Annotated in this window: 19 protein-coding genes; all 19 read right to left on the bottom strand. The window is 42.1% G+C overall.

Annotated features, from left to right (window positions below; translation table 11 throughout):
* Positions 1–5: 5 nt before the first annotated feature.
* The 19 genes from dxr to fliR all read right to left on the bottom strand — a co-directional run bounded on the left by dxr (position 6) and on the right by fliR (position 18,212).
* On the bottom strand, positions 6–1,157 hold the full coding sequence (gene dxr, locus NSQ34_RS07930) for a 1-deoxy-D-xylulose-5-phosphate reductoisomerase (RefSeq protein ID WP_254001686.1): 1,152 nt from the start codon (positions 1,155–1,157) through the stop codon (positions 6–8).
* A gap of 39 nt (positions 1,158–1,196) precedes the next feature.
* Positions 1,197–1,991 carry a phosphatidate cytidylyltransferase gene (locus NSQ34_RS07925; protein ID WP_024424148.1) on the bottom strand — a complete coding sequence of 265 codons (795 nt, stop codon included), beginning with the start codon at positions 1,989–1,991 and terminating at the stop codon, positions 1,197–1,199.
* Between the two features lie 12 nt (positions 1,992–2,003).
* Complete coding sequence (locus NSQ34_RS07920; RefSeq protein ID WP_034281803.1) at positions 2,004–2,786, bottom strand: isoprenyl transferase; 783 nt, start codon at positions 2,784–2,786, stop codon at positions 2,004–2,006.
* Between the two features lie 130 nt (positions 2,787–2,916).
* Positions 2,917–3,474, bottom strand: a complete 558-nt coding sequence (frr, locus tag NSQ34_RS07915; protein WP_024424150.1) for a ribosome recycling factor — start codon at positions 3,472–3,474, stop codon at positions 2,917–2,919.
* Position 3,475: 1 nt separating this feature from the next.
* Entirely contained in the window at positions 3,476–4,198 is a 723-nt protein-coding gene (pyrH, locus tag NSQ34_RS07910) for a UMP kinase (RefSeq protein ID WP_008344767.1), read from the bottom strand.
* 134 nt (positions 4,199–4,332) lie between these two features.
* Positions 4,333–5,214 (bottom strand): translation elongation factor Ts, encoded by an 882-nt coding sequence (gene tsf, locus NSQ34_RS07905; protein ID WP_024424151.1) that lies wholly within the window; start codon positions 5,212–5,214, stop codon positions 4,333–4,335.
* A gap of 91 nt (positions 5,215–5,305) precedes the next feature.
* Entirely contained in the window at positions 5,306–6,040 is a 735-nt protein-coding gene (gene rpsB / locus NSQ34_RS07900) for a 30S ribosomal protein S2 (RefSeq protein WP_024426991.1), read from the bottom strand.
* Between the two features lie 155 nt (positions 6,041–6,195).
* Positions 6,196–6,735 (bottom strand): hypothetical protein, encoded by a 540-nt coding sequence (locus NSQ34_RS07895; RefSeq protein ID WP_024426990.1) that lies wholly within the window; start codon positions 6,733–6,735, stop codon positions 6,196–6,198.
* 21 nt (positions 6,736–6,756) lie between these two features.
* A complete protein-coding gene (locus NSQ34_RS07890; protein ID WP_024424154.1) occupies positions 6,757–7,524 on the bottom strand; it encodes a FliA/WhiG family RNA polymerase sigma factor in 768 nt (255 codons plus the stop codon).
* 24 nt (positions 7,525–7,548) lie between these two features.
* Complete coding sequence (locus tag NSQ34_RS07885; protein WP_024426989.1) at positions 7,549–8,049, bottom strand: chemotaxis protein CheD; 501 nt, start codon at positions 8,047–8,049, stop codon at positions 7,549–7,551.
* Entirely contained in the window at positions 8,049–8,675 is a 627-nt protein-coding gene (locus tag NSQ34_RS07880; protein ID WP_024424156.1) for a chemotaxis protein CheC, read from the bottom strand. Before NSQ34_RS07880 ends, NSQ34_RS07885 begins: the two co-directional genes overlap by 1 nt.
* 12 nt (positions 8,676–8,687) lie before the next feature.
* Positions 8,688–9,149: a chemotaxis protein CheW gene (locus tag NSQ34_RS07875; protein ID WP_024424157.1), complete on the bottom strand. Its 462-nt coding sequence runs from the start codon at positions 9,147–9,149 to the stop codon at positions 8,688–8,690.
* Between the two features lie 24 nt (positions 9,150–9,173).
* Positions 9,174–11,201 (bottom strand): chemotaxis protein CheA, encoded by a 2,028-nt coding sequence (locus NSQ34_RS07870; protein WP_041117392.1) that lies wholly within the window; start codon positions 11,199–11,201, stop codon positions 9,174–9,176.
* A 5-nt stretch (positions 11,202–11,206) separates the two neighbouring features.
* Positions 11,207–12,280: a chemotaxis response regulator protein-glutamate methylesterase gene (locus NSQ34_RS07865; protein WP_041507300.1), complete on the bottom strand. Its 1,074-nt coding sequence runs from the start codon at positions 12,278–12,280 to the stop codon at positions 11,207–11,209.
* Complete coding sequence (locus NSQ34_RS07860; protein ID WP_024424160.1) at positions 12,277–13,182, bottom strand: MinD/ParA family protein; 906 nt, start codon at positions 13,180–13,182, stop codon at positions 12,277–12,279. The genes NSQ34_RS07865 and NSQ34_RS07860 overlap by 4 nt, the downstream gene beginning before the upstream one ends.
* Positions 13,176–14,285, bottom strand: a complete 1,110-nt coding sequence (gene flhF, locus NSQ34_RS07855) for a flagellar biosynthesis protein FlhF (RefSeq protein WP_111927364.1) — start codon at positions 14,283–14,285, stop codon at positions 13,176–13,178. The genes NSQ34_RS07860 and flhF overlap by 7 nt, the downstream gene beginning before the upstream one ends.
* A complete protein-coding gene (gene flhA / locus NSQ34_RS07850; RefSeq protein ID WP_111927362.1) occupies positions 14,285–16,318 on the bottom strand; it encodes a flagellar biosynthesis protein FlhA in 2,034 nt (677 codons plus the stop codon). Before flhA ends, flhF begins: the two co-directional genes overlap by 1 nt.
* A 29-nt stretch (positions 16,319–16,347) precedes the next feature.
* Entirely contained in the window at positions 16,348–17,436 is a 1,089-nt protein-coding gene (gene flhB, locus NSQ34_RS07845) for a flagellar biosynthesis protein FlhB (RefSeq protein ID WP_029707677.1), read from the bottom strand.
* The gene (gene fliR, locus NSQ34_RS07840) at positions 17,433–18,212 is read right to left on the bottom strand and encodes a flagellar biosynthetic protein FliR (RefSeq protein ID WP_024426982.1); all 780 of its coding nucleotides are present in this window, start codon (positions 18,210–18,212) and stop codon (positions 17,433–17,435) included. Before fliR ends, flhB begins: the two co-directional genes overlap by 4 nt.
* Positions 18,213–18,214 lie beyond the last annotated feature (2 nt).

Here is an 18,214-nt window from a genome sequence, read left to right as displayed (position 1 = left end):
CCACCTTATGTGAGGATTGATTGAACAAAGTCTCGTGTATCTTTGTCCACTTCATGGATATCTTGCAAACTAGGCGTTGAAATCACATGATGTCTGATTAGTGCCTTTTCAATCAATTCTTCAATTTGCAGGAACGTTACTTTGCCTTTCAGAAATGCATCGACTGCCATTTCATTTGCTGCATTAAGTACAGCAGGCATTGTCCCTCCTATTTTACCTGATTCATAAGCAAAATGTAAGCAGCGATACCTGTCAAAATCCGCTTTTTGGAAATTCAATTGTCCAATCTCCCAAAGGTTCAATGATTTCGCTTCTTGTAACGGCGCCCTGTCAGGGTATGTGAGTGCATATTGAATAGGCACTCTCATGTCAGGTGTCCCTAATTGAGCCATGACGCTTTTGTCGTGAAATTCCACCATCGAATGGATAATGCTCTCTTTATGTAGCAGCACATCAATTTGTTCATAAGGGATATCAAACAACCAATGTGCCTCGATCACCTCGAGCCCTTTATTCATCATCGTCGCTGAATCAATGGTGATTTTCGCTCCCATCGACCAGTTCGGGTGGTTCAGCGCTTCTTCAACCGTAACACCTTCAAGTTCAGTTCGTTTTTTATCTCGGAAACTACCACCTGAAGCTGTCACGATTAAGCGTTCAATATTTTTAGCTTGTTCACCTTGCAGGCATTGAAAAATAGCGGAATGCTCACTATCGACAGGAAGTAAAGGTACATCATATGTTTTAGCGTACTCTTTTACTATATGACCAGCTGTCACAAGTGTTTCCTTATTTGCGAGAGCAATCGTCTTTTTTTGTTCAATGGCCTTTAATGTTGGAACAAGTCCAACACTCCCTACAAGTGCATTGACCACTACGTCCACTGCATCATAGGTCGCTGCCTCGATGTTCGCTTCATCACCAGCAGCCAGCTTCACATCGTATGCAAATGAATAATTTTTTAGCATGTGATAGGTTTCTTCGTCTACACAGCCGACGAATTCAGGCTGAAAGCGCTCAATGATCGGAATCGCCTTTGCTATATTTCTGCCAAATGTCATGGCTTTCAGCTTAAACTTGTCCGGGTGCTGACTGATCACATCTAACGTTTGTTCTCCAATTGATCCTGTTGCGCCTAATAGCGAAATATATTTCAAATTGCCACTCCTTCTCTCGTTCAATAAGTTTCTATGAGGTTAGCTGGCAAACGTTGCGAGCAGTAAGTATAAAAACGGCAGAACGAATAAAAAGCTGTCAAACCTGTCCAAAATCCCGCCATGGCCAGGGAGAATTGTCCCTGAATCCTTCACGTGATAATGACGCTTTAAAGCAGATTCCACAAGGTCGCCTAGCTGTCCAAAGATACTGAGTAAAAGAGTAATAAACATCACAAGCAGATATGATGGCAAAAATCCTGTAACCGCCTGAAACACAAGTGACAACACGACTGCTGTGACGATTCCGCCGATAAATCCTTCTACTGTTTTGTTTGGGCTGATTTCTGGCCAAAGCTTTCGTTTCCCCATAGATTTCCCAATAAAATAGGCTCCTGAGTCAGTAGACCAAATAATCACTGCTGCGAAGAAGATCGCACTCATGCCATATAAGCCTCTAATTTGGATAAAATAATAGAAACTAACGCCAATATATAATGTGGCTAATACAACAAAAGCAACCTCATCGAATGTGAAAGAGTTTTTGCTCAAAACTGTATAAGTTAAAAGTATTAAGACTGCAAATAAAGCAATCTGCATTTTTGATGCGTCCACGTTTGGGAAGAAGCTGTTGTCTCCGCCCATTAAAAGCCAAAGCAATATTAAGCTGACAATACCAGGAAAGCTGAAAATCGAGATCTTTTTCATTCTTAAAAGCTCAAAGAGAGCGACACTTCCCATTAAATAAATCAGCAGGGTAAATGGCATCTGTCCATATATAACTGCAAGCAAAAAGACTGCAGCTGCCAAAACACCCGTCAAAATTCTTTGTTTCATCTGCACCACCCTCTAAATTCCACCGAACCTCCGGCCGCGGCGCTGGTACTCCCCGATAGCGCCTATAAGGTGCTCATCAGAAAAGTCAGGCCAAAGCACATCCGTAAAGACAAACTCGCTGTACGCAATTTGCCAAAGCATAAAGTTGCTTAATCTAATTTCTCCACTCGTGCGAATGAGCAAATCCGGATCTTGAAGAGATTCTGTCATTAAATAAGCTGAAAACATCTCTTCTGTGATGTCTTCTGCTCGAAGCTTACCTTCTTTGACCTTTTCAGAAATTTGTCTGCATGCGGAGACGATTTCTGTGCGCCCACCATAGTTGAGCGCAAAGTTCAAAATGAGTCCGTCGTTGTTCGCCGTACTCTTTACTGCGTTCTCTACCGCTTTTTTCGTATGCTGCGGGAGGCCGTCTGGATCACCTGTTAAACGCACACGGACATTTTCTTCGATGAGTTCAGGCAGGTAGATGTTTAAAAATTCTTCAGGAAGTTTCATTAAAAAGTCTACTTCTAGTTTTGGACGTTTCCAATTTTCCGTAGAGAAAGCATACAAAGTCAGCACTTTGACATTCAGCTCATTTGCAAGCTTTGTCATGCGCTTGACGACTTTCATTCCTTCATGATGACCTGCTACCCGTGGAAGAGCACGTTTTTTCGCCCATCTTCCGTTCCCATCCATGATAATGGCGATATGTTCAGGAATTTCTCCATTTAATATGTCTTCTTTTGTCAGGCTTTCTAAGTTGGAAGCTGCTGTTTGCTGATTCTTCCAATTTTTGAGTATATTGAGCATGAGATTCCTCCATCACCCAAAAAGGTTGCGTTCCCGCTAAATAATATAGTCATCAACAGTATTAACAAAAAAACCCCCTGTAAACATGAAGAGGGTCTTTTCACTATTATCTATTGTACATAGTTTTTTCTTAAACTTCCATGATTTCTTTTTCTTTATCTTTCGTCACGTCATCAATTTTAGCGACATATTCATCTGTCAATTTTTGAACATCCTCTGTCGATGATCTTAATTCATCTTCAGTGATCTCCCCATTTTTCTCAAGCTTTTTCAAATCATCGTTTGCATCACGACGCACGTTACGAACAGCTACTTTTGCTTCTTCTGAGTATTTTTTCACGACTTTCACAAGCTCTTTACGTCTTTCTTCTGTCAGCGCAGGAATCGCAATGCGGATCACATTTCCGTCACTTGTTGGCGTGATGCCAAGGTCAGACTTTTGGATCGCTTTTTCGATATCACCGATTGCTGTTTTATCGTAAGGTGTGATAATCAGCATACGTGCTTCTGGCACTGTGATCGACGCAATTTGGTTAAGCGGTGTTTGTGCACCGTAATAATCCACTGTCACTTTATCAAGCAGTGAAGCATTTGCACGGCCAGCACGAACAGTTGCAAGCTCACGTCCGTAGGCTTGTACGGCTTTTTCCATTTTTTCTTTCGTTTGGTTCAACACTTCTTTTGACACGTTATTTCCCCCTCACGATCGTTCCGATTGATTCGCCGTTTACGGCACGTTTAATATTTCCTTCTTCCATAATGGAGAATACGATTAATGGAATGTCATTGTCCATACATAATGAGGACGCAGTAGAATCCATTACAGCAAGCCCTTCTTTAAGTACATCAAGATATGAAAGCTTATCATATTTTACTGCATCCGCATCTGTACGAGGATCAGCACTGTAGACACCATCTACATTATTTTTCGCCATTAAAATGACATCTGCTTCAATTTCTGCTGCACGAAGTGCTGCCGTAGTATCTGTAGAGAAATAAGGGTTTCCTGTTCCTGCAGCAAAAATGACGACACGTTTCTTTTCAAGATGACGGATCGCTTTTCTTCTTATGTATGGTTCTGCAACCTGTCTCATTTCGATAGAGGTTTGCACTCTAGACTGAATGCCAAGCGTTTCTAGGCTGTCCTGTAACGCCAGTGAGTTCATCACTGTTGCCAGCATCCCCATGTAGTCTGCTGTTGCACGGTCCATTCCTAGATCACTGCCTGTCTTTCCGCGCCAAAGGTTTCCTCCGCCTACAACGACTGCAACTTCAACATCGAGCTCTGCAATTTCTTTTACTTGCTTTGCAATTGATTGAATGACAGTTGGGTTAATTCCATTTCCAGCATCACCCGCTAGTGCTTCGCCACTTAGCTTCAGTACAATGCGATTATATTTCGGTTTGCTCATGATAACCTCCAAGTGTAAACTATACCGTCTCTTATTATGCGTAAGAAACTGTCTTTTGTAAATCAATATCCTCTAAAAAATAGGGAACACAGTGCTTGTGCTCCCTAAAAAAGCCCCAGAGAGCTTTTCAAACATTATTTTTTCACTTGGCTCATAACTTCTTCAGCAAAGTTGTCTTGACGTTTTTCGATACCTTCGCCCACTTCATAGCGAACATAAGTTTGAACAGTTGCGTTTTTCGCTGCTACAACTTGTTTCACTTTTTCATCTGGGTTTTTAACGAACGCTTGGTCAAGTAAGCAAATTTCTTCGAAGAATTTGTTTAGACGGCCTTCTACCATTTTAGCTACGATGTTTTCAGGCTTTCCTTCTTGAAGAGCTTGCTGTGTTAATACTTCACGCTCACGGTTTGCTTCTTCTTCTGACACTTGGTCACGAGAAATGTATTTAGGGTTTACAGCTGCAACGTGCATAGCGATGTCTCTTGCAAGCTCTTCGTCAGTTGTTCCGTTAAGAACAGCTAACACACCGATACGTCCGCCCATGTGCAGGTAAGAACCGAATGCAGCATTATCTTCTTTTGTGATGACAGAGAAACGGCGTAGAGTGATTTTCTCTCCGATTTTCGCAATTGCAGATGTGATATGCTCTTCAACTGTTGAACCGTTTTCCATTTTAGAAGCATGAGCTTCTTCAAGTGTTGCAGGTTTAGCAGCAAGCAAATGATCAGCAAGTTCGTTAAGAAGTGCTTGGAATCCTTCGTTTTTCGCAACGAAATCAGTCTCAGAGTTCACTTCTAGGATCACGCCTGTGTTGCCGTCAGTTTTGATAAGAGTTAATCCTTCTGCCGCAATACGGTCTGCTTTTTTCGCAGCTTTTGCGATTCCTTTTTCTCTTAGAAGGTCGATTGCTTTCTCGATGTCACCATCAGTTTCTGTTAACGCTTTTTTACAGTCCATCATACCTGCACCAGTTTTTTGACGCAGTTCTTTAACTAATTGAGCAGTAATTGCCATTTTACATTTCCTCCTTCTATGTTAAAACACGGATTACTAGGTGAAAAAAAGGTGATAAAAGGCATTTCCCTCTTATCACCTTTTGAATAGGTTACGCAGTTGTTGTTTCAGTTTCTGTCGTTTCTTCTACAACAGCTTCTTCTTCGCCTTGTTTAGACTCAAGAATCGCATCTGCCATTTTAGCAGTTAGAAGTTTTACAGCACGGATTGCATCATCGTTTGCAGGGATCACAACATCAATTTCGTCTGGATCACAGTTTGTGTCAACGATACCGATGATTGGGATATTCAATTTACGAGCTTCTGCAACTGCAATACGCTCTTTACGAGGGTCGATAATGAAAAGTGCATCCGGAAGACTCTTCATGTCTTTGATTCCGCCTAGGAATTTTTCAAGACGCTCTAATTCTTTTTTCAGTTGAACGACTTCTTTCTTAGGAAGAACTTCGAACGTACCGTTTTCTTGCATTTTTTCAATATCTTTTAAACGTTTAATACGTTTTTGGATTGTTTCAAAGTTTGTTAAAGTTCCACCAAGCCAGCGTTGGTTCACATAGAACATACCAGAACGGATTGCTTCTTCTTTCACTGAATCTTGTGCTTGCTTTTTCGTACCAACGAAAAGGATTTTTCCTCCGTCAGCAGCAAGGTTTTTCGTGAAGTTGTAAGCTTCTTCTACTTTTTTCACCGTTTTTTGAAGGTCGATGATGTAGATACCGTTACGCTCTGTAAAGATGTAACGCTTCATTTTTGGGTTCCAACGGCGAGTTTGGTGACCGAAGTGAACACCAGCTTCTAGCAATTGTTTCATAGAAATAACTGACATTTTGTTGCCTCCTAATATAATGGTTTTTTTTCCTCCGCTTAAGTCATGTTCACATAAAACTGCGCCACGGCAGCACCTTCATACGAATCATTAAGCGTGTGTATTTAACACCAAGAAATAATATAACACATGATGGACTGACAATCAAGAATCCTTTACAGCTTTCCGCTAAATTTTAATAAAAGCTCGATTTCTGTCTTGCCAGTTTTCATTTCTTTCGCTATTTCTTCTAGTGACCGCCCTTCATCATATAGGGTCTTCACTTGGTCCTCGAATGTTTCTTCTATTTCACTTTTAGAAGGCATAGAAGCCTCTGTTTCGAGTTGTGGAACGGGTTCGTTTACCTTCTCTTCCTGCACCTCAACTTCGCTAAGGAGAGCCGACAGGTGCTCTGGTACGGGATCTTCACTTTCGACCGATTGCTGGGATTCAATTGGTGGTTGTGGCTGCTTTGGTGTCTGAAGATCCGATTTCAGCTCTTCAGCAGAAAAATCAGGGGAAGCGGCTGCCACTTTTGATAGTTTGTCATTCTCTTCTTTGACCTCCATCAAAAATGCAGCCAGGGTATTTTCCGTTTCTTCTAGAAGTTCTCGCTGCTTTTGTTCTGTTGCCTTCAGCGAATTCATTCTCGTATATAAAATAATCACAAAATAAATAAGTGCAGCATGAAGCATGAAGCTAATCAGCCATAACATATTTTTTCACTCACTAACTCTTTAAGATTGAATGGCTTTATCAAGCAGATGCTTAAGCTTGAACAAGGCCTTTGAATGAATTTGCGAAATGCGCGAGGTAGATAAATTGAGCACTTGACCGATTTCTGTTAATGTCAGTTCTTCTTTATAGAAAAGACTGATCACAAGCTTTTCTTTTTCTGAAAGCTCTGTGATTTTTTCAGAAAGCTGTTCAATTAATTCATCTTTCAGCATTTTCTCTTCTGGAGTCACAGACTTCTCGTCGCGAATCATGACTTGGACGTTCTCTCCGTCTTCTTGATCATGCAGCTTCTCATCAATTGAGAGCAGATTTGCAAAGAATCCTTCATTCATCGTTGTAACGACATCCTGTTCACTCATGCCGAGTTCCTCAGCCACCTCTGTCGGCGTCACATTACGCAAATACCGCTGTTCAAGCTTTTCAATAGCCGCTTCTACTTTTTTTGTTTTTTCTCTTGATGTACGAGGCAGCCAGTCCTCTTTACGAAGACCGTCGATAATGGCCCCGCGGATTCTGAAGGATGCATATGTATCAAACTTCAGATCTCTTCCGGGATCAAATTTTTCAAGGGCATCATATAAACCGAGCATCCCTAGACTGATCAAGTCTTCTTTATGCACTGACTTCGGGAGACCGATGGAAATTCTTCCAACATGATATGTGACGAGCGGCATATAGCGGCGCATAAGATCATCTCCAGCAGCTGGGTCTTTCCACTCTTTCCATCTAGCCCATAGCGCCTGATCTTCGTAATTTAAGGATTGCATCTTTATCCCCCTATACTTCCTTAGTTATATCTTCATAATGCCTTGCTTCACAGTACGGATCTCAAGCTCTGCCGTAAGCGGATCGAATTCAATTGTACGGCCACTGTTTCCGCCTGTATCCTCACTAATAATCGGGATATGATGAAGAGACAGATGTTCTTTTACAGCTGAAACGTTTCTAGGTCCAATTCTCATTAGATCATTGGTTGACTTAAACTTAAACATTTCCGCCCCGCCAGCAAGTTTTGCCTTTAGCGCATGTTTGCGCGCGCCTGCTTTTAAGAGCAGATCAATTGTATGCTTGACACCTGTATCTGCATATTTAGCCAAGTTCTCCACCGCCCCTTTTGAAAGAGAGGAATCTGGAAGCATAACATGGACAAGGCCTGCCAGCCTTTTGTCTTGATCAAACAAGACAAGCCCTACGCAGGAACCAAGACCGGATGTCCGAATGCGGTCCGGTGATTTAACAAGCTGAACATCCGCAATACCAACCTTTACAACTGCCGGAATTTGCACGTTCATTATAGGTTACCTAATGCTTTGAATAGTTTTTCAAACGATTCAAAGTCTGGTAATAGAAACATATTTCCTTTCAGCTCTTGCTTATTTTGATCATCAAAAATAGATGTATCAATCACAATCGCCTGATCGCCAAGAGGACTGAATTGCATCAACCCTTCACTAATGACAGCCCCGAACATATCGAGCGTGACATCTGGAACACTTGGGTAAAGCTGCAATTTGGTTAAATCGGCAAGGGCTGATAAATAAGAGCCCGCTAAAATATTTCCAAGTTCATGAAGTGCTGACGTCCCCATCTCATGTTCATGAATCGTATCAATATCAAATGCCGGATCCTGGACAAGCTCTCTTACAAATTGCTCTGCTTGCTCAAACGGCATAATGAAAAAGATTGAGCCGGTTAAATCCCCTTCCATTCGCAGGAAAATACTTGCAACAGGAAGGTCTGCACCGCCAAAGAAATCCATTAAATCTTCAAACGAGAGAACCTTGACAAAAGGAACAGCCATATCTATTTTGCGATCCAATAGGTTGGCAAGAGCAGACGCTGCGTGGCCTGCCCCGATATTCCCAACCTCTCCTAAAATATCTAGCTGTTCATCTTTAATTTCGTTGAAAATGCTCATTTCACATCCCCCTTAATGAACAGGTGCACCTTGAACGCTCTTGTCGAGGACAGCACCGGCATGAATGATATTGAAAAGACGCTGATCATGCTTAATGATACCTGTCACCCATGACTGTCCTTCTTTTTCAGCTGATTCAGGAGAAGATTCTACTTCTTCCTGATGGACGGTTATGACATCATTTGCTTCATCAACAATCCAGCCGACTTCAATGTCACCAACTTGTACAATGATCATTCTTGTTTCATCTGTAATCTCGTTGTCAGTAGAACCAAGTCTGACTCTCAGGTCAATGACAGGCGTCACGACACCGCGTAAATTAATAACACCGCATATATAAGGGGCAACGCCAGGAACTCTTGTCGGCTGCTGCCATTTTTCAATGGACTTTACTTCTGATACTGAAATGGCGTATTCTTTTTTGTTTACGATAAACACAATCATCTTTTCGCCAGTTTTGATATCTGTACTCATTTCAGACCGCTCCTCTATTGTTTTTTACTTGATCAGTGCATTACAGTCAACGATGAGTGCAACTTGACCGTCACCTAGGATCGTTGCGCCGGATATCGCAAATACGTTTGGCAGATAATCTCCTAGTGATTTCAATACAACCTCTTGCTGACCAATAAATGAATCGACCACAAATGCTGTCAGCTTGTCTCCTTTACGAACAACAATGATGTGCAGTTCTTCCTCTAATTCATTCGCATTTGGTACGTGGAATTGTTTCTTCAAGTACACGACCGGTACGATAAATCCGCGGAAATCAATCACTTCACGATCATGCGTTTGCAGGATGTCACTTTTCTTAATGACCGCCGTTTCAATAATAGAAGAAATCGGAATCGCAAATGTTTCCTCTTCTAGTTTTACAAGAAGAACGGAAATAATCGATAATGTAAGCGGAAGCTGGATCGAAAATAGTGAACCCTGTCCTTCTGTTGAGTTAATGCTCACAGATCCGCCAAGTGATTCCAGCTTGTTTTTCACAACGTCAAGACCTACACCGCGGCCTGAGATGTCAGAAATCGTATCAGCTGTAGAGAATCCTGCTGCAAAGATCAATGAATCAATTTGATGATCTTCAAGCGTTTCTGCTTCTCTTTCTGTAATAACCCCGCGCTCTAACGCTTTTTCAAGCACCTTTTTACGGTTAATCCCGCCTCCATCATCTTCTACTTCAATGAAGACATGGTTTCCGCTATGATACGCTTTTAATAGAACCGTACCTTTTTCCGGCTTGCCTTTTTTCACACGTTCTTCTGGTGATTCAATCCCGTGATCTAGACTGTTTCTAAGTAAGTGCAACAGCGGATCTCCAATCTCGTCGATCACTGTTCGATCAAGCTCCGTCTCAGCACCCTCAATAATCAGTTCAATTTTCTTATTAAGCTCTTTCGTCAATTGACGAATCATACGCGGGAATCTGTTAAAGACAGTTTCCACAGGTACCATTCTCATGTTCAGGATGATTGATTGCAGGTCTCCAGAAATACGAGTCATTCTTTCGACTGTGTCTGTGAGTTCGTTATTTTCTAGTTCTTTAGCAATCTGTTCCAATCGGCCTCTATCAATCACAAGTTCTTCAAATAGATTCATAAGAGAATCAAGACGGTCGATGTTGACACGAATTGTTTTCGTTCCGCCGGCAGCTGCACCGTTATTGCCATTTGCTTTTGGCGCATCATTTGCTGGCGCTTTTACAGCAGGAACGGATGTTTCTTCTTTTTTCTGTTCAGGCTGCACCTCTTGCTTTTCAGCCGGAGCTGCTTCTTCAAATGCGGAGACTTCAGAGATCTCAACCTTCTCAACCTCTGAGATCGCCGTGACGATTTTCTGCACTTCGTCCATCGGCTGTTTAGAAAGATAAGAAATGCTGAATTCAGATTCAAAATCTTCTGATTCTAACAGTTCTGCATTTGGAACGGTTTTGACAACCTCGCCTGCTTCATTTAGTCTTTCAAAAATCATATAGACACGAACAGCTTTTAGTAAGCACGCTTCGCTTAATGTCACGTTAAGTTCATAGCATTTGAAGCCTTGCTCTCTCGCTTCATCAAGAACCGTACGTTCAAATTCGTTATAATCTAAGTCATTAGCAGCAGCTGATGCATCTGCTGTTTCAACGCTAGAAGCTGCCTCAGCATGGCTTCCTGTCACATCTAGCTTTTTACTAATCTCTGTGACATCACGTTTCCCGTCTCCTCCTTCTGCAATCGATTGAACCATTGCTTCAAGATGATCGAGTGCTTCGAACATCGTATCCATTGACTCAGGAGTGACAATCATTTGTTCATTACGGATAGCATCAAACATGTTTTCTAAATGATGCGTTAAATGAGCCATATCATCAAAGCCCATCGTTGCACTCATTCCTTTCAATGTATGAGCCGCTCTGAATATATCATTCACTAGCTGCAAGTCGGTTGGGTTCTTTTCTAAATCAAGAAGTTTTTCATTACAAGTTTGTAAGTGTTCTCTGCTTTCATCTAAAAAGATATCTAAGTATTGGTTTACATCCAACGTGTTCACGCCCTCTCTTTTTTCATGGAGCTAATAATTGCATGTGCGATGTCATCCACATGCCTTGTTTCATGTGCAAGGCCTGCTTTAATGACTGATTTAGGCATTCCGAAAACAACACATGATTCTTCTTTTTCTGCAATGACTTTCGTATGACCGCTTGCGACCATTTTTTTGACACCTTCAGTACCATCACTGCCCATACCTGTCATAATGACAGCGATTTTCTCGTAACCCTTTATGCTGCTGATGGATTCAAATAAATAGTTAACAGATGGTTTGTGCCGGCTTTCCGTGTCTTCAGGGGACAGCCTGATAACAAGTGAGCCCCCTTGGTCATGAAGTGACATATTCATTCCACCAGGAGCTATGTAAGCCACTCCATTTTTCGCGATGTCTCCATCTTGCGCTTCTTTAATCGTAATTTGTGATAAATGATCTAACCTAGTAGCAAGTGATGCCGTGAATCCTGCTGGCATATGCTGCACAATCAATATAGGTGCCTCGATGTCCTTAGGCAGCTTCGTTACGACTCGTTGAAGTGCCCTTGGTCCTCCTGTAGATGTTCCGATAGTAATAATCTTTCGGAGTGAGCTGCCTTTTACTGGTTGCAGACGGGGTGCAGCCACTGGACTTGGCGGCTTTATCACCGGCTTAGGAGACACCTTCTCTTCAGTGCGTTTCCTTGACAGTCCTGCCGCAAGTACCCGCTCTACAATTTGCCCCCTCACTTTGTGCAAATCGAGCGAAATACTTCCCGAAGGCTTTGTCACAAAGTCAAAAGCACCGAGTTCTAAGCAATGGATGGTTAAATCTTTTCCTTGCTTTGTCTGGCTTGACACCATAATCACGGCAAGGTCGTGTTCAGCCAGAATTTGTTTTAATGCTTCTGTTCCGTTTAAAACAGGCATTTCCACATCTAATGTGACAACATCTGGATTCAGTTCCTTGATCCGTTTTAAGGCATCTTCCCCATTTCGCGCCGTTCCGACGACTTCTATTTCTTGCTCGGCACTTAGAAAATCACTAATGAGCTTTCTCATAAAGGCCGAGTCATCTACTACTAGCACTCTAATCATGAGTCCACCTTCCTCCTTTTAAAAAAAGAGGACAACTTATCTATAAACGTATGCTGTTCTCTCCGTGCCTCTCTTATCTGCTGATGATATAGTGTTTCTGCCAGCATCTTAATGGTTTTACTCAGCCTTGAATGAGGCTGCTTCATATAAAATGGAATTTGTTCTGATACTGCTTTAGGAACCGCAGGATCATCAGGCACAGCGCCAGCAAATACAAGTTTTCTGTGAAGAAAAGATGTGACCACTCCTGCTAATTTCCGGTAGGTTTCAGACCCTTCTGACGGCGTTTTGCACCGGTTAACAATGATTTGCACAGACCGTTCAAACTGATGAATGGCTAAGTGTTTAATCGCGCTGTAGGCATCCATGATGGATGTTGGCTCTGGCGTAGTCACAACGACGACTTCTCCTGCCGATAAGACAAAAGGCAGCTGATCTTTTGACAAGCCGGCTCCCATATCGAAGAAAATACAATCGAAGTCCTGCATCATTCTTTCCATCTCTTCCAAAAAGAACGACCATTGATCTTTATCTAAAGAAAACAGCTGTTCAAGCCCGCTTCCGCCAGAAATGTAATATAGGTTATCCGTTCCTTTTGTCATGGCTGCTTGGAAGGATTTTTTTCTAACGAGAACATCTAATATAGAACTAGTCGATGTTTTCCCTAGTAAAATATCAATATTCCCCATCCCAAAATCAAGATCAATCACTAACACTCTTCTCTCTGTACTTGCGATAGACAGTGCCATATTCAGGGTCAAATTCGATTTACCTACTCCGCCTTTACCGCTCATGACGGCAATGGTTTTTGCCTGTCCGCTGGCGTTAAGAGGAGCAGGTGTGATCATTTGACTCTGCTGAACTAGTTTTCTTAACCCTTCTGCTTGGTCAGGCTTCATGATTGTAAAACCATCCTTGTAAGTTCAAGAGGAGAACCTTCAAGAATATCCTCAGGCACATTTTGACCATTTGTTAAAAAACCAAGTTTGATTTGAGAGTCAGCAATGATTTGAAAAATGGTTCCCATCGTGTCCGTTTCATCTACTTTTGTAAAAATGAATTGATTGATTGGAACGTGCTCAAAGCGTTTGACCATGGCTTTCATGTCTTGATACTTCGATGTGGCACTCATCACGAGAAAACTTTGAATGCTCTCATCAAATGGAATAATGTCGGTCAGCTCTTTGATATACGCTTCTTCTTTAAAGTTACGGCCTGCTGTATCGATGAAAATATGATCATATTCTTTAAAGGTCTCTTGGGCTTTTACAAAATCCTCTCTCGAATAACAAACCTCAAGCGGTGCATTCAGCAGTTCAGCATATGTTTTCAGCTGTTCGATCGCTGCAATCCGGTACGTATCGGTTGTAATAAAAGCGATTTTCTTTTGCTGCTGAATAGCCGTTTTAGCAGCCAGCTTTGCAATCGTTGTCGTTTTACCAGCTCCGGTTGAACCGAACAGTACAATGTATTTTGACGAAATCATCGGCTCATCAGAGGTTTGCGCTGGCAGCATATTTGTCAGCAGTTGTTCAAGCTCTTTATTTATGTGATCATCTTTAACTGCGCCCTTTGTTAAAAGACCCTTCAGGCATTCGTCTCGAATGGCATCATCAAGCCCTTGATCCTTCAGCTTTTGATCGATTGCCATAAGAGGATCAGGCAGAATACCCGCATGCCGTTCATTCCTCACATATTCTAAAGGCTGGGTATGAGAAGGCGCTGGTTTCGACGCCTTGGGAACAAATGAAGGCTCTTCGGGGAGCTTTTCCTTTTTTGGCAACACTGGAAGAGGCGGTGCAGGGTTTAACCCTTTACCAGCTCTTTCCTCGAAATCTTGATCCAGGACTGCAATCACTTCGACCATTTGCTGTTTCTTCAAACCGAACAGTTTGCGTTTGACAACGGTTTTAGAATTTAAAATAACGGCATCTTTCCCAAGCTGCTGCCTGATTTGAATCGTTGCCTCCTGCATAGAATTTGCTGTGATTTTTTTCATTTTCATTAGATATCCACCACTCCGATGCTCTGTACTTCCACATTCGCTTCTAGTTCGTTATAAGATAGTACCGGTAAATCTGGGAAATATCTTTCTAACAACTGCTTAACGTACATTCTTATAGGAGGTGAGCATAATAGAACCGGCGTTTCCTGACGAAGCGAAAGCTGTTCAATTTCTCTCGCCACTGATTGAATCACACTTTCAGAGGATTCTGGATCTAACGATAAGTAGTTGCCATGCTCTGTCTGCTGAACGCTGTCTGCAATCACCTTTTCTACTCGGCCTGAGCATGTCACGACTTTGAGTGATTCATTTTCTCTTGCATACTGTGCGGTAATCTGTCTTGCCAGCGCCTGTCTCACATACTCTGTTAATAAATCTGTATCAGTCGTTAATTTTCCGTAGTCTGCAAGCGTCTCAAAAATGGTGACAAGGTTTCGGATAGAGACCTTTTCTTTCAGCAGCTTCGCCAGTACTTTTTGAATATCACCGACTGCCAGCGGATTTGGCGTTACCTCATCCACTAAGACAGGATAACTTTCTTTCAGATGATCGATTAATTGCTTCGTTTCTTGGCGTCCGAGCAGCTCGTGTGTGTTTTGTCTAATCTTCTCTGTGATGTGAGTAGACACAACAGACGCTGGATCCACAACCGTATAGCCTAGCATCTCAGCCTGATCTTTTTCTGCTTCTGATATCCATTTAGCCGGCAGGCCAAAGGATGGTTCGATTGTTTCAATTCCTTCAATCGGATCATCATCAGGCGTTGGGGACATCGCTAAGTAATGATCAAGCAGCAGCTCTCCTTTTGCTACTTCGTTCCCTTTAATTTTCAACCGGTATTCATTTGGGTTCAGTGCAATATTGTCCCGGATTCGGACGATTGGAATGACGAGACCAAGTTCAAGGGCAAGCTGCCTTCGGATCATCACAATCCGGTCTAACAGGTCACCGCCCTGGTTTGCATCAGCGAGCGGGATGAGGCCGTAGCCAAATTCAAATTCAATGGCATCCATTTGCAGGAGATGAATGACACTTTCTGGACTTTTCATCTCTTCTACCTCTGCCTGTTCCTCCAGTACCTCTTCAATTTCTTCTTGGTCTTGTTTGTTTTTCGACATCAAGTATGCGCCGAGGGCAAGTAAACCTGCGATCGGTCCTGTCAAAAGTACGCCGATTGGCGTAAACAGCCCAAGAAGGAAGATCGTGCCTGCTGTGACGTAAAGCATAGCAGGGAATGCAAACAGTTGTTCAGTGATATCTGAACCAAGGTTCCCATTAGAAGCAGCCCTTGTGACGACAATCCCTGTTGCTGTTGAAATGAGAAGTGCAGGAATTTGTGAAACAATCCCGTCTCCTACCGTTAATAGCGTAAAGTGGGAAGCTGATTCTTGAATCGACATTCCTTGCTGAAGCATCCCAATAATGATTCCAAAAATAATATTAATAATGACGATGATAATACCTGCGATGGCGTCCCCTTTAACGAACTTACTTGCACCATCCATCGCTCCATAAAAGTCTGCTTCTCTCGCTACTTTTTCACGGCGGTTTCTTGCTTCACTTTCTGTCAGCATACCTGCATTTAAATCTGCGTCAATACTCATTTGTTTACCTGGCATCGCATCGAGAGTAAATCTTGCCGCAACCTCTGATACACGCTCTGCCCCTTTTGTGATAACGATAAACTGAATGATAATCAGGATAAGGAAAACAACGAGACCAACGAGGATATTTCCTCCAACAACAAATGAACCGAACGTTTCTACAACCTTTCCAGCATCTCCTGTTGAAAGAATAGAACGTGTTGTAGAGATGTTAAGCCCTAAACGAAACAGCGTTAAGAGCAAAAGCAATGATGGAAAAATTGAAAATTGCAGTGGTTCTTGCATGTTCATTGTGGTGAGAAGCACGATAAGCGCAAGAGAAATATTAATAATGATTAAAATACTTAATAGCATTGGCGGAAACGGTATGACCAGCATCGCCACAATTAAAATAACACTGAATAAAACAGATAAATCTCTTGCTGACATGCCTGTTCTCTCCTTTTAAAACCAAAAATTCATAAAATCTTTTGTTTCGTTTTATAGACGTAAGCTAAAATTTCTGCGATGGCCTTAAAGTATTCTTCCGGTACCGCTTGGTCGATGTCGACCTGATCATAGAGCGCGCGGGCGAGCGGCCGGTTTTCTACGGTCATGATATCGTGCTCTTTCGCAATCGTTCTAATTTTTAAAGCCAAAATATCCGTTCCTTTTGCCACAACAAAGGGCGCGTCCATTTTTTCTTCATCATACTTTAAAGCAATGGCATAGTGGGTTGGGTTTGTAATGATGACGTCCGCTTTAGGGACTTCCTGCATCATCCGTCTCATGGCCATTTCCCGCTGACGCTGTTTAATCTTTGATTTGATGAGCGGGTCACCCTCTGATTTTTTATACTCATCTTTGATGTCTTGTTTGGACATCCGCAAGTTTTTTTCATAATCAAATTTCTGATACATATAATCAAGCCCTGCTAAAATCAGAAGAGCACCAGCAGCATACAGCCCCATAATTAAGGTCATATTTGCAACGAAATGAAGGGTTTCCTCTGCTGTTAATAAAGGAAGCCGCAGAATTTCGTCAAAGTGCATCCAAAGAGCAATAAATGTCGCAAAGCCTACAAAGCCAATTTTCAAAATGGATTTTAATAGCTCTACGAGGGCTCGAATACTGTATATCCGTTTAAACCCTTTGATTGGGTCAAGCTTTTCTAATTTCGGTTTGATCACTTCTGGTGAAAAGAGAAAGCCGACTTGTAAATAGTTACTGATAATGCCCGCCAGCATACCAACACCAAGGATTGGCATGAGGAGGAGCCCTGTTTCCTGAAGCAATTCCAAGAATAATTGATGAATATTAGATGTGCTAACCTTCATTAGCATGGTTGTTGAATAAAAACGTTCTATGAGCGCGATAATCCGCTCTTTCATAAAAGGCCCAATAAAAAAGAATGATAAAAAGATTAATAGAAATGAGATGGCTGTATTGACGTCGGTGCTTTTGGCAACCTGTCCTTTTTTACGTGAATCCCGCCTTTTTTTCGGCGTTGCTTTTTCTGTTTTTTCACCTGCGAAAAATTGCAAGTCTAGTCTAAGCCTTGTCATCATGACGAACCACCGACCAATGCTAAGAAATTCCTCATGGTGAGTACAATCGTTTCAAATGTATTTTGGACAACACCGAAGATGACGCCCATACAGATGATGATCATAATAAAACTCACACCCATTTTAATAGGAAGTCCAACCACAAATACGTTCATTTGCGGAACTGTACGTGCCACAATCCCCAGCGCCAAATCGACTAAAAACAGACTTGCCACGACAGGTGCCGAGATTTGAAAGGCGATGATAAACATTTGGTTGAAGCTCTTTGCGATAAAGTAAGCAAAGGATTCACTGCCGAAATTCAATGCGTATTGATCAACTGCAATGTATTGAAAGCTGTAATAGATTCCATCAAGCAGCAGGTGATGTGCGTTTGTTGCCAGCATCAACAGCAATGTGACCGTATAAAAAAACTGTCCCATCAGCGGCGTCTGCGCCCCTGTTTGCGGATCAATAATATTGGCAATCGCAAAACCCATTTGAAAATCAATGAATGAGCCGGCAATTTGAACAGCGGACACCATGATGTATGCAATCAGCCCAAGCAGAAGTCCGACCATTGCTTCTTTCACCGCAAGCATCATATAAAGACCGTCTATGTCGAGTGCTGGCGGTTCTTTTATGGTGCTAAAACTAATGACAGCTAAAAACAGTGAGAATCCAACTCTGTGTACAGCCGGGATCGTTCTATGCGCTAAAAGCGGTACTGTCACAAAAAAAGCGGTGATCCGAATAAAAACTAAAAGAAAAGCAGGGAATAATTCTATAATTGACATCG

Source organism: Bacillus sp. FSL P2-0069, assembly GCF_038593315.1.
In the GTDB taxonomy this organism is placed as follows: Bacteria; Bacillota; Bacilli; order Bacillales; family Bacillaceae; genus Bacillus; species Bacillus safensis.
Note: the sequence above shows the minus strand (reverse complement) of the source record. Positions and strands in the feature narration are given on the sequence as shown.

Coding starts and splice junctions, on each gene's coding strand:
- flhF (WP_111927364.1), bottom strand. CDS start 14,285: ATGAAAATGAAAAAAATCACAGCAAATTCTATGCAGGAGGCAACGATT.
- rpsB (WP_024426991.1), bottom strand. CDS start 6,040: ATGTCAGTTATTTCTATGAAACAATTGCTAGAAGCTGGTGTTCACTTC.
- NSQ34_RS07885 (WP_024426989.1), bottom strand. CDS start 8,049: ATGAACGTGCAAATTCCGGCAGTTGTAAAGGTTGGTATTGCGGATGTT.
- NSQ34_RS07865 (WP_041507300.1), bottom strand. CDS start 12,280: ATGATTAGAGTGCTAGTAGTAGATGACTCGGCCTTTATGAGAAAGCTC.
- NSQ34_RS07925 (WP_024424148.1), bottom strand. CDS start 1,991: ATGAAACAAAGAATTTTGACGGGTGTTTTGGCAGCTGCAGTCTTTTTG.
- NSQ34_RS07880 (WP_024424156.1), bottom strand. CDS start 8,675: ATGAGCATTTTCAACGAAATTAAAGATGAACAGCTAGATATTTTAGGA.
- flhA (WP_111927362.1), bottom strand. CDS start 16,318: ATGTCAGCAAGAGATTTATCTGTTTTATTCAGTGTTATTTTAATTGTG.
- NSQ34_RS07875 (WP_024424157.1), bottom strand. CDS start 9,149: ATGAGTACAGATATCAAAACTGGCGAAAAGATGATTGTGTTTATCGTA.
- NSQ34_RS07920 (WP_034281803.1), bottom strand. CDS start 2,786: ATGCTCAATATACTCAAAAATTGGAAGAATCAGCAAACAGCAGCTTCC.
- tsf (WP_024424151.1), bottom strand. CDS start 5,214: ATGGCAATTACTGCTCAATTAGTTAAAGAACTGCGTCAAAAAACTGGT.
- NSQ34_RS07895 (WP_024426990.1), bottom strand. CDS start 6,735: ATGTTATGGCTGATTAGCTTCATGCTTCATGCTGCACTTATTTATTTT.
- NSQ34_RS07890 (WP_024424154.1), bottom strand. CDS start 7,524: ATGCAATCCTTAAATTACGAAGATCAGGCGCTATGGGCTAGATGGAAA.
- fliR (WP_024426982.1), bottom strand. CDS start 18,212: ATGTCAATTATAGAATTATTCCCTGCTTTTCTTTTAGTTTTTATTCGG.
- pyrH (WP_008344767.1), bottom strand. CDS start 4,198: ATGAGCAAACCGAAATATAATCGCATTGTACTGAAGCTAAGTGGCGAA.
- flhB (WP_029707677.1), bottom strand. CDS start 17,436: ATGATGACAAGGCTTAGACTAGACTTGCAATTTTTCGCAGGTGAAAAA.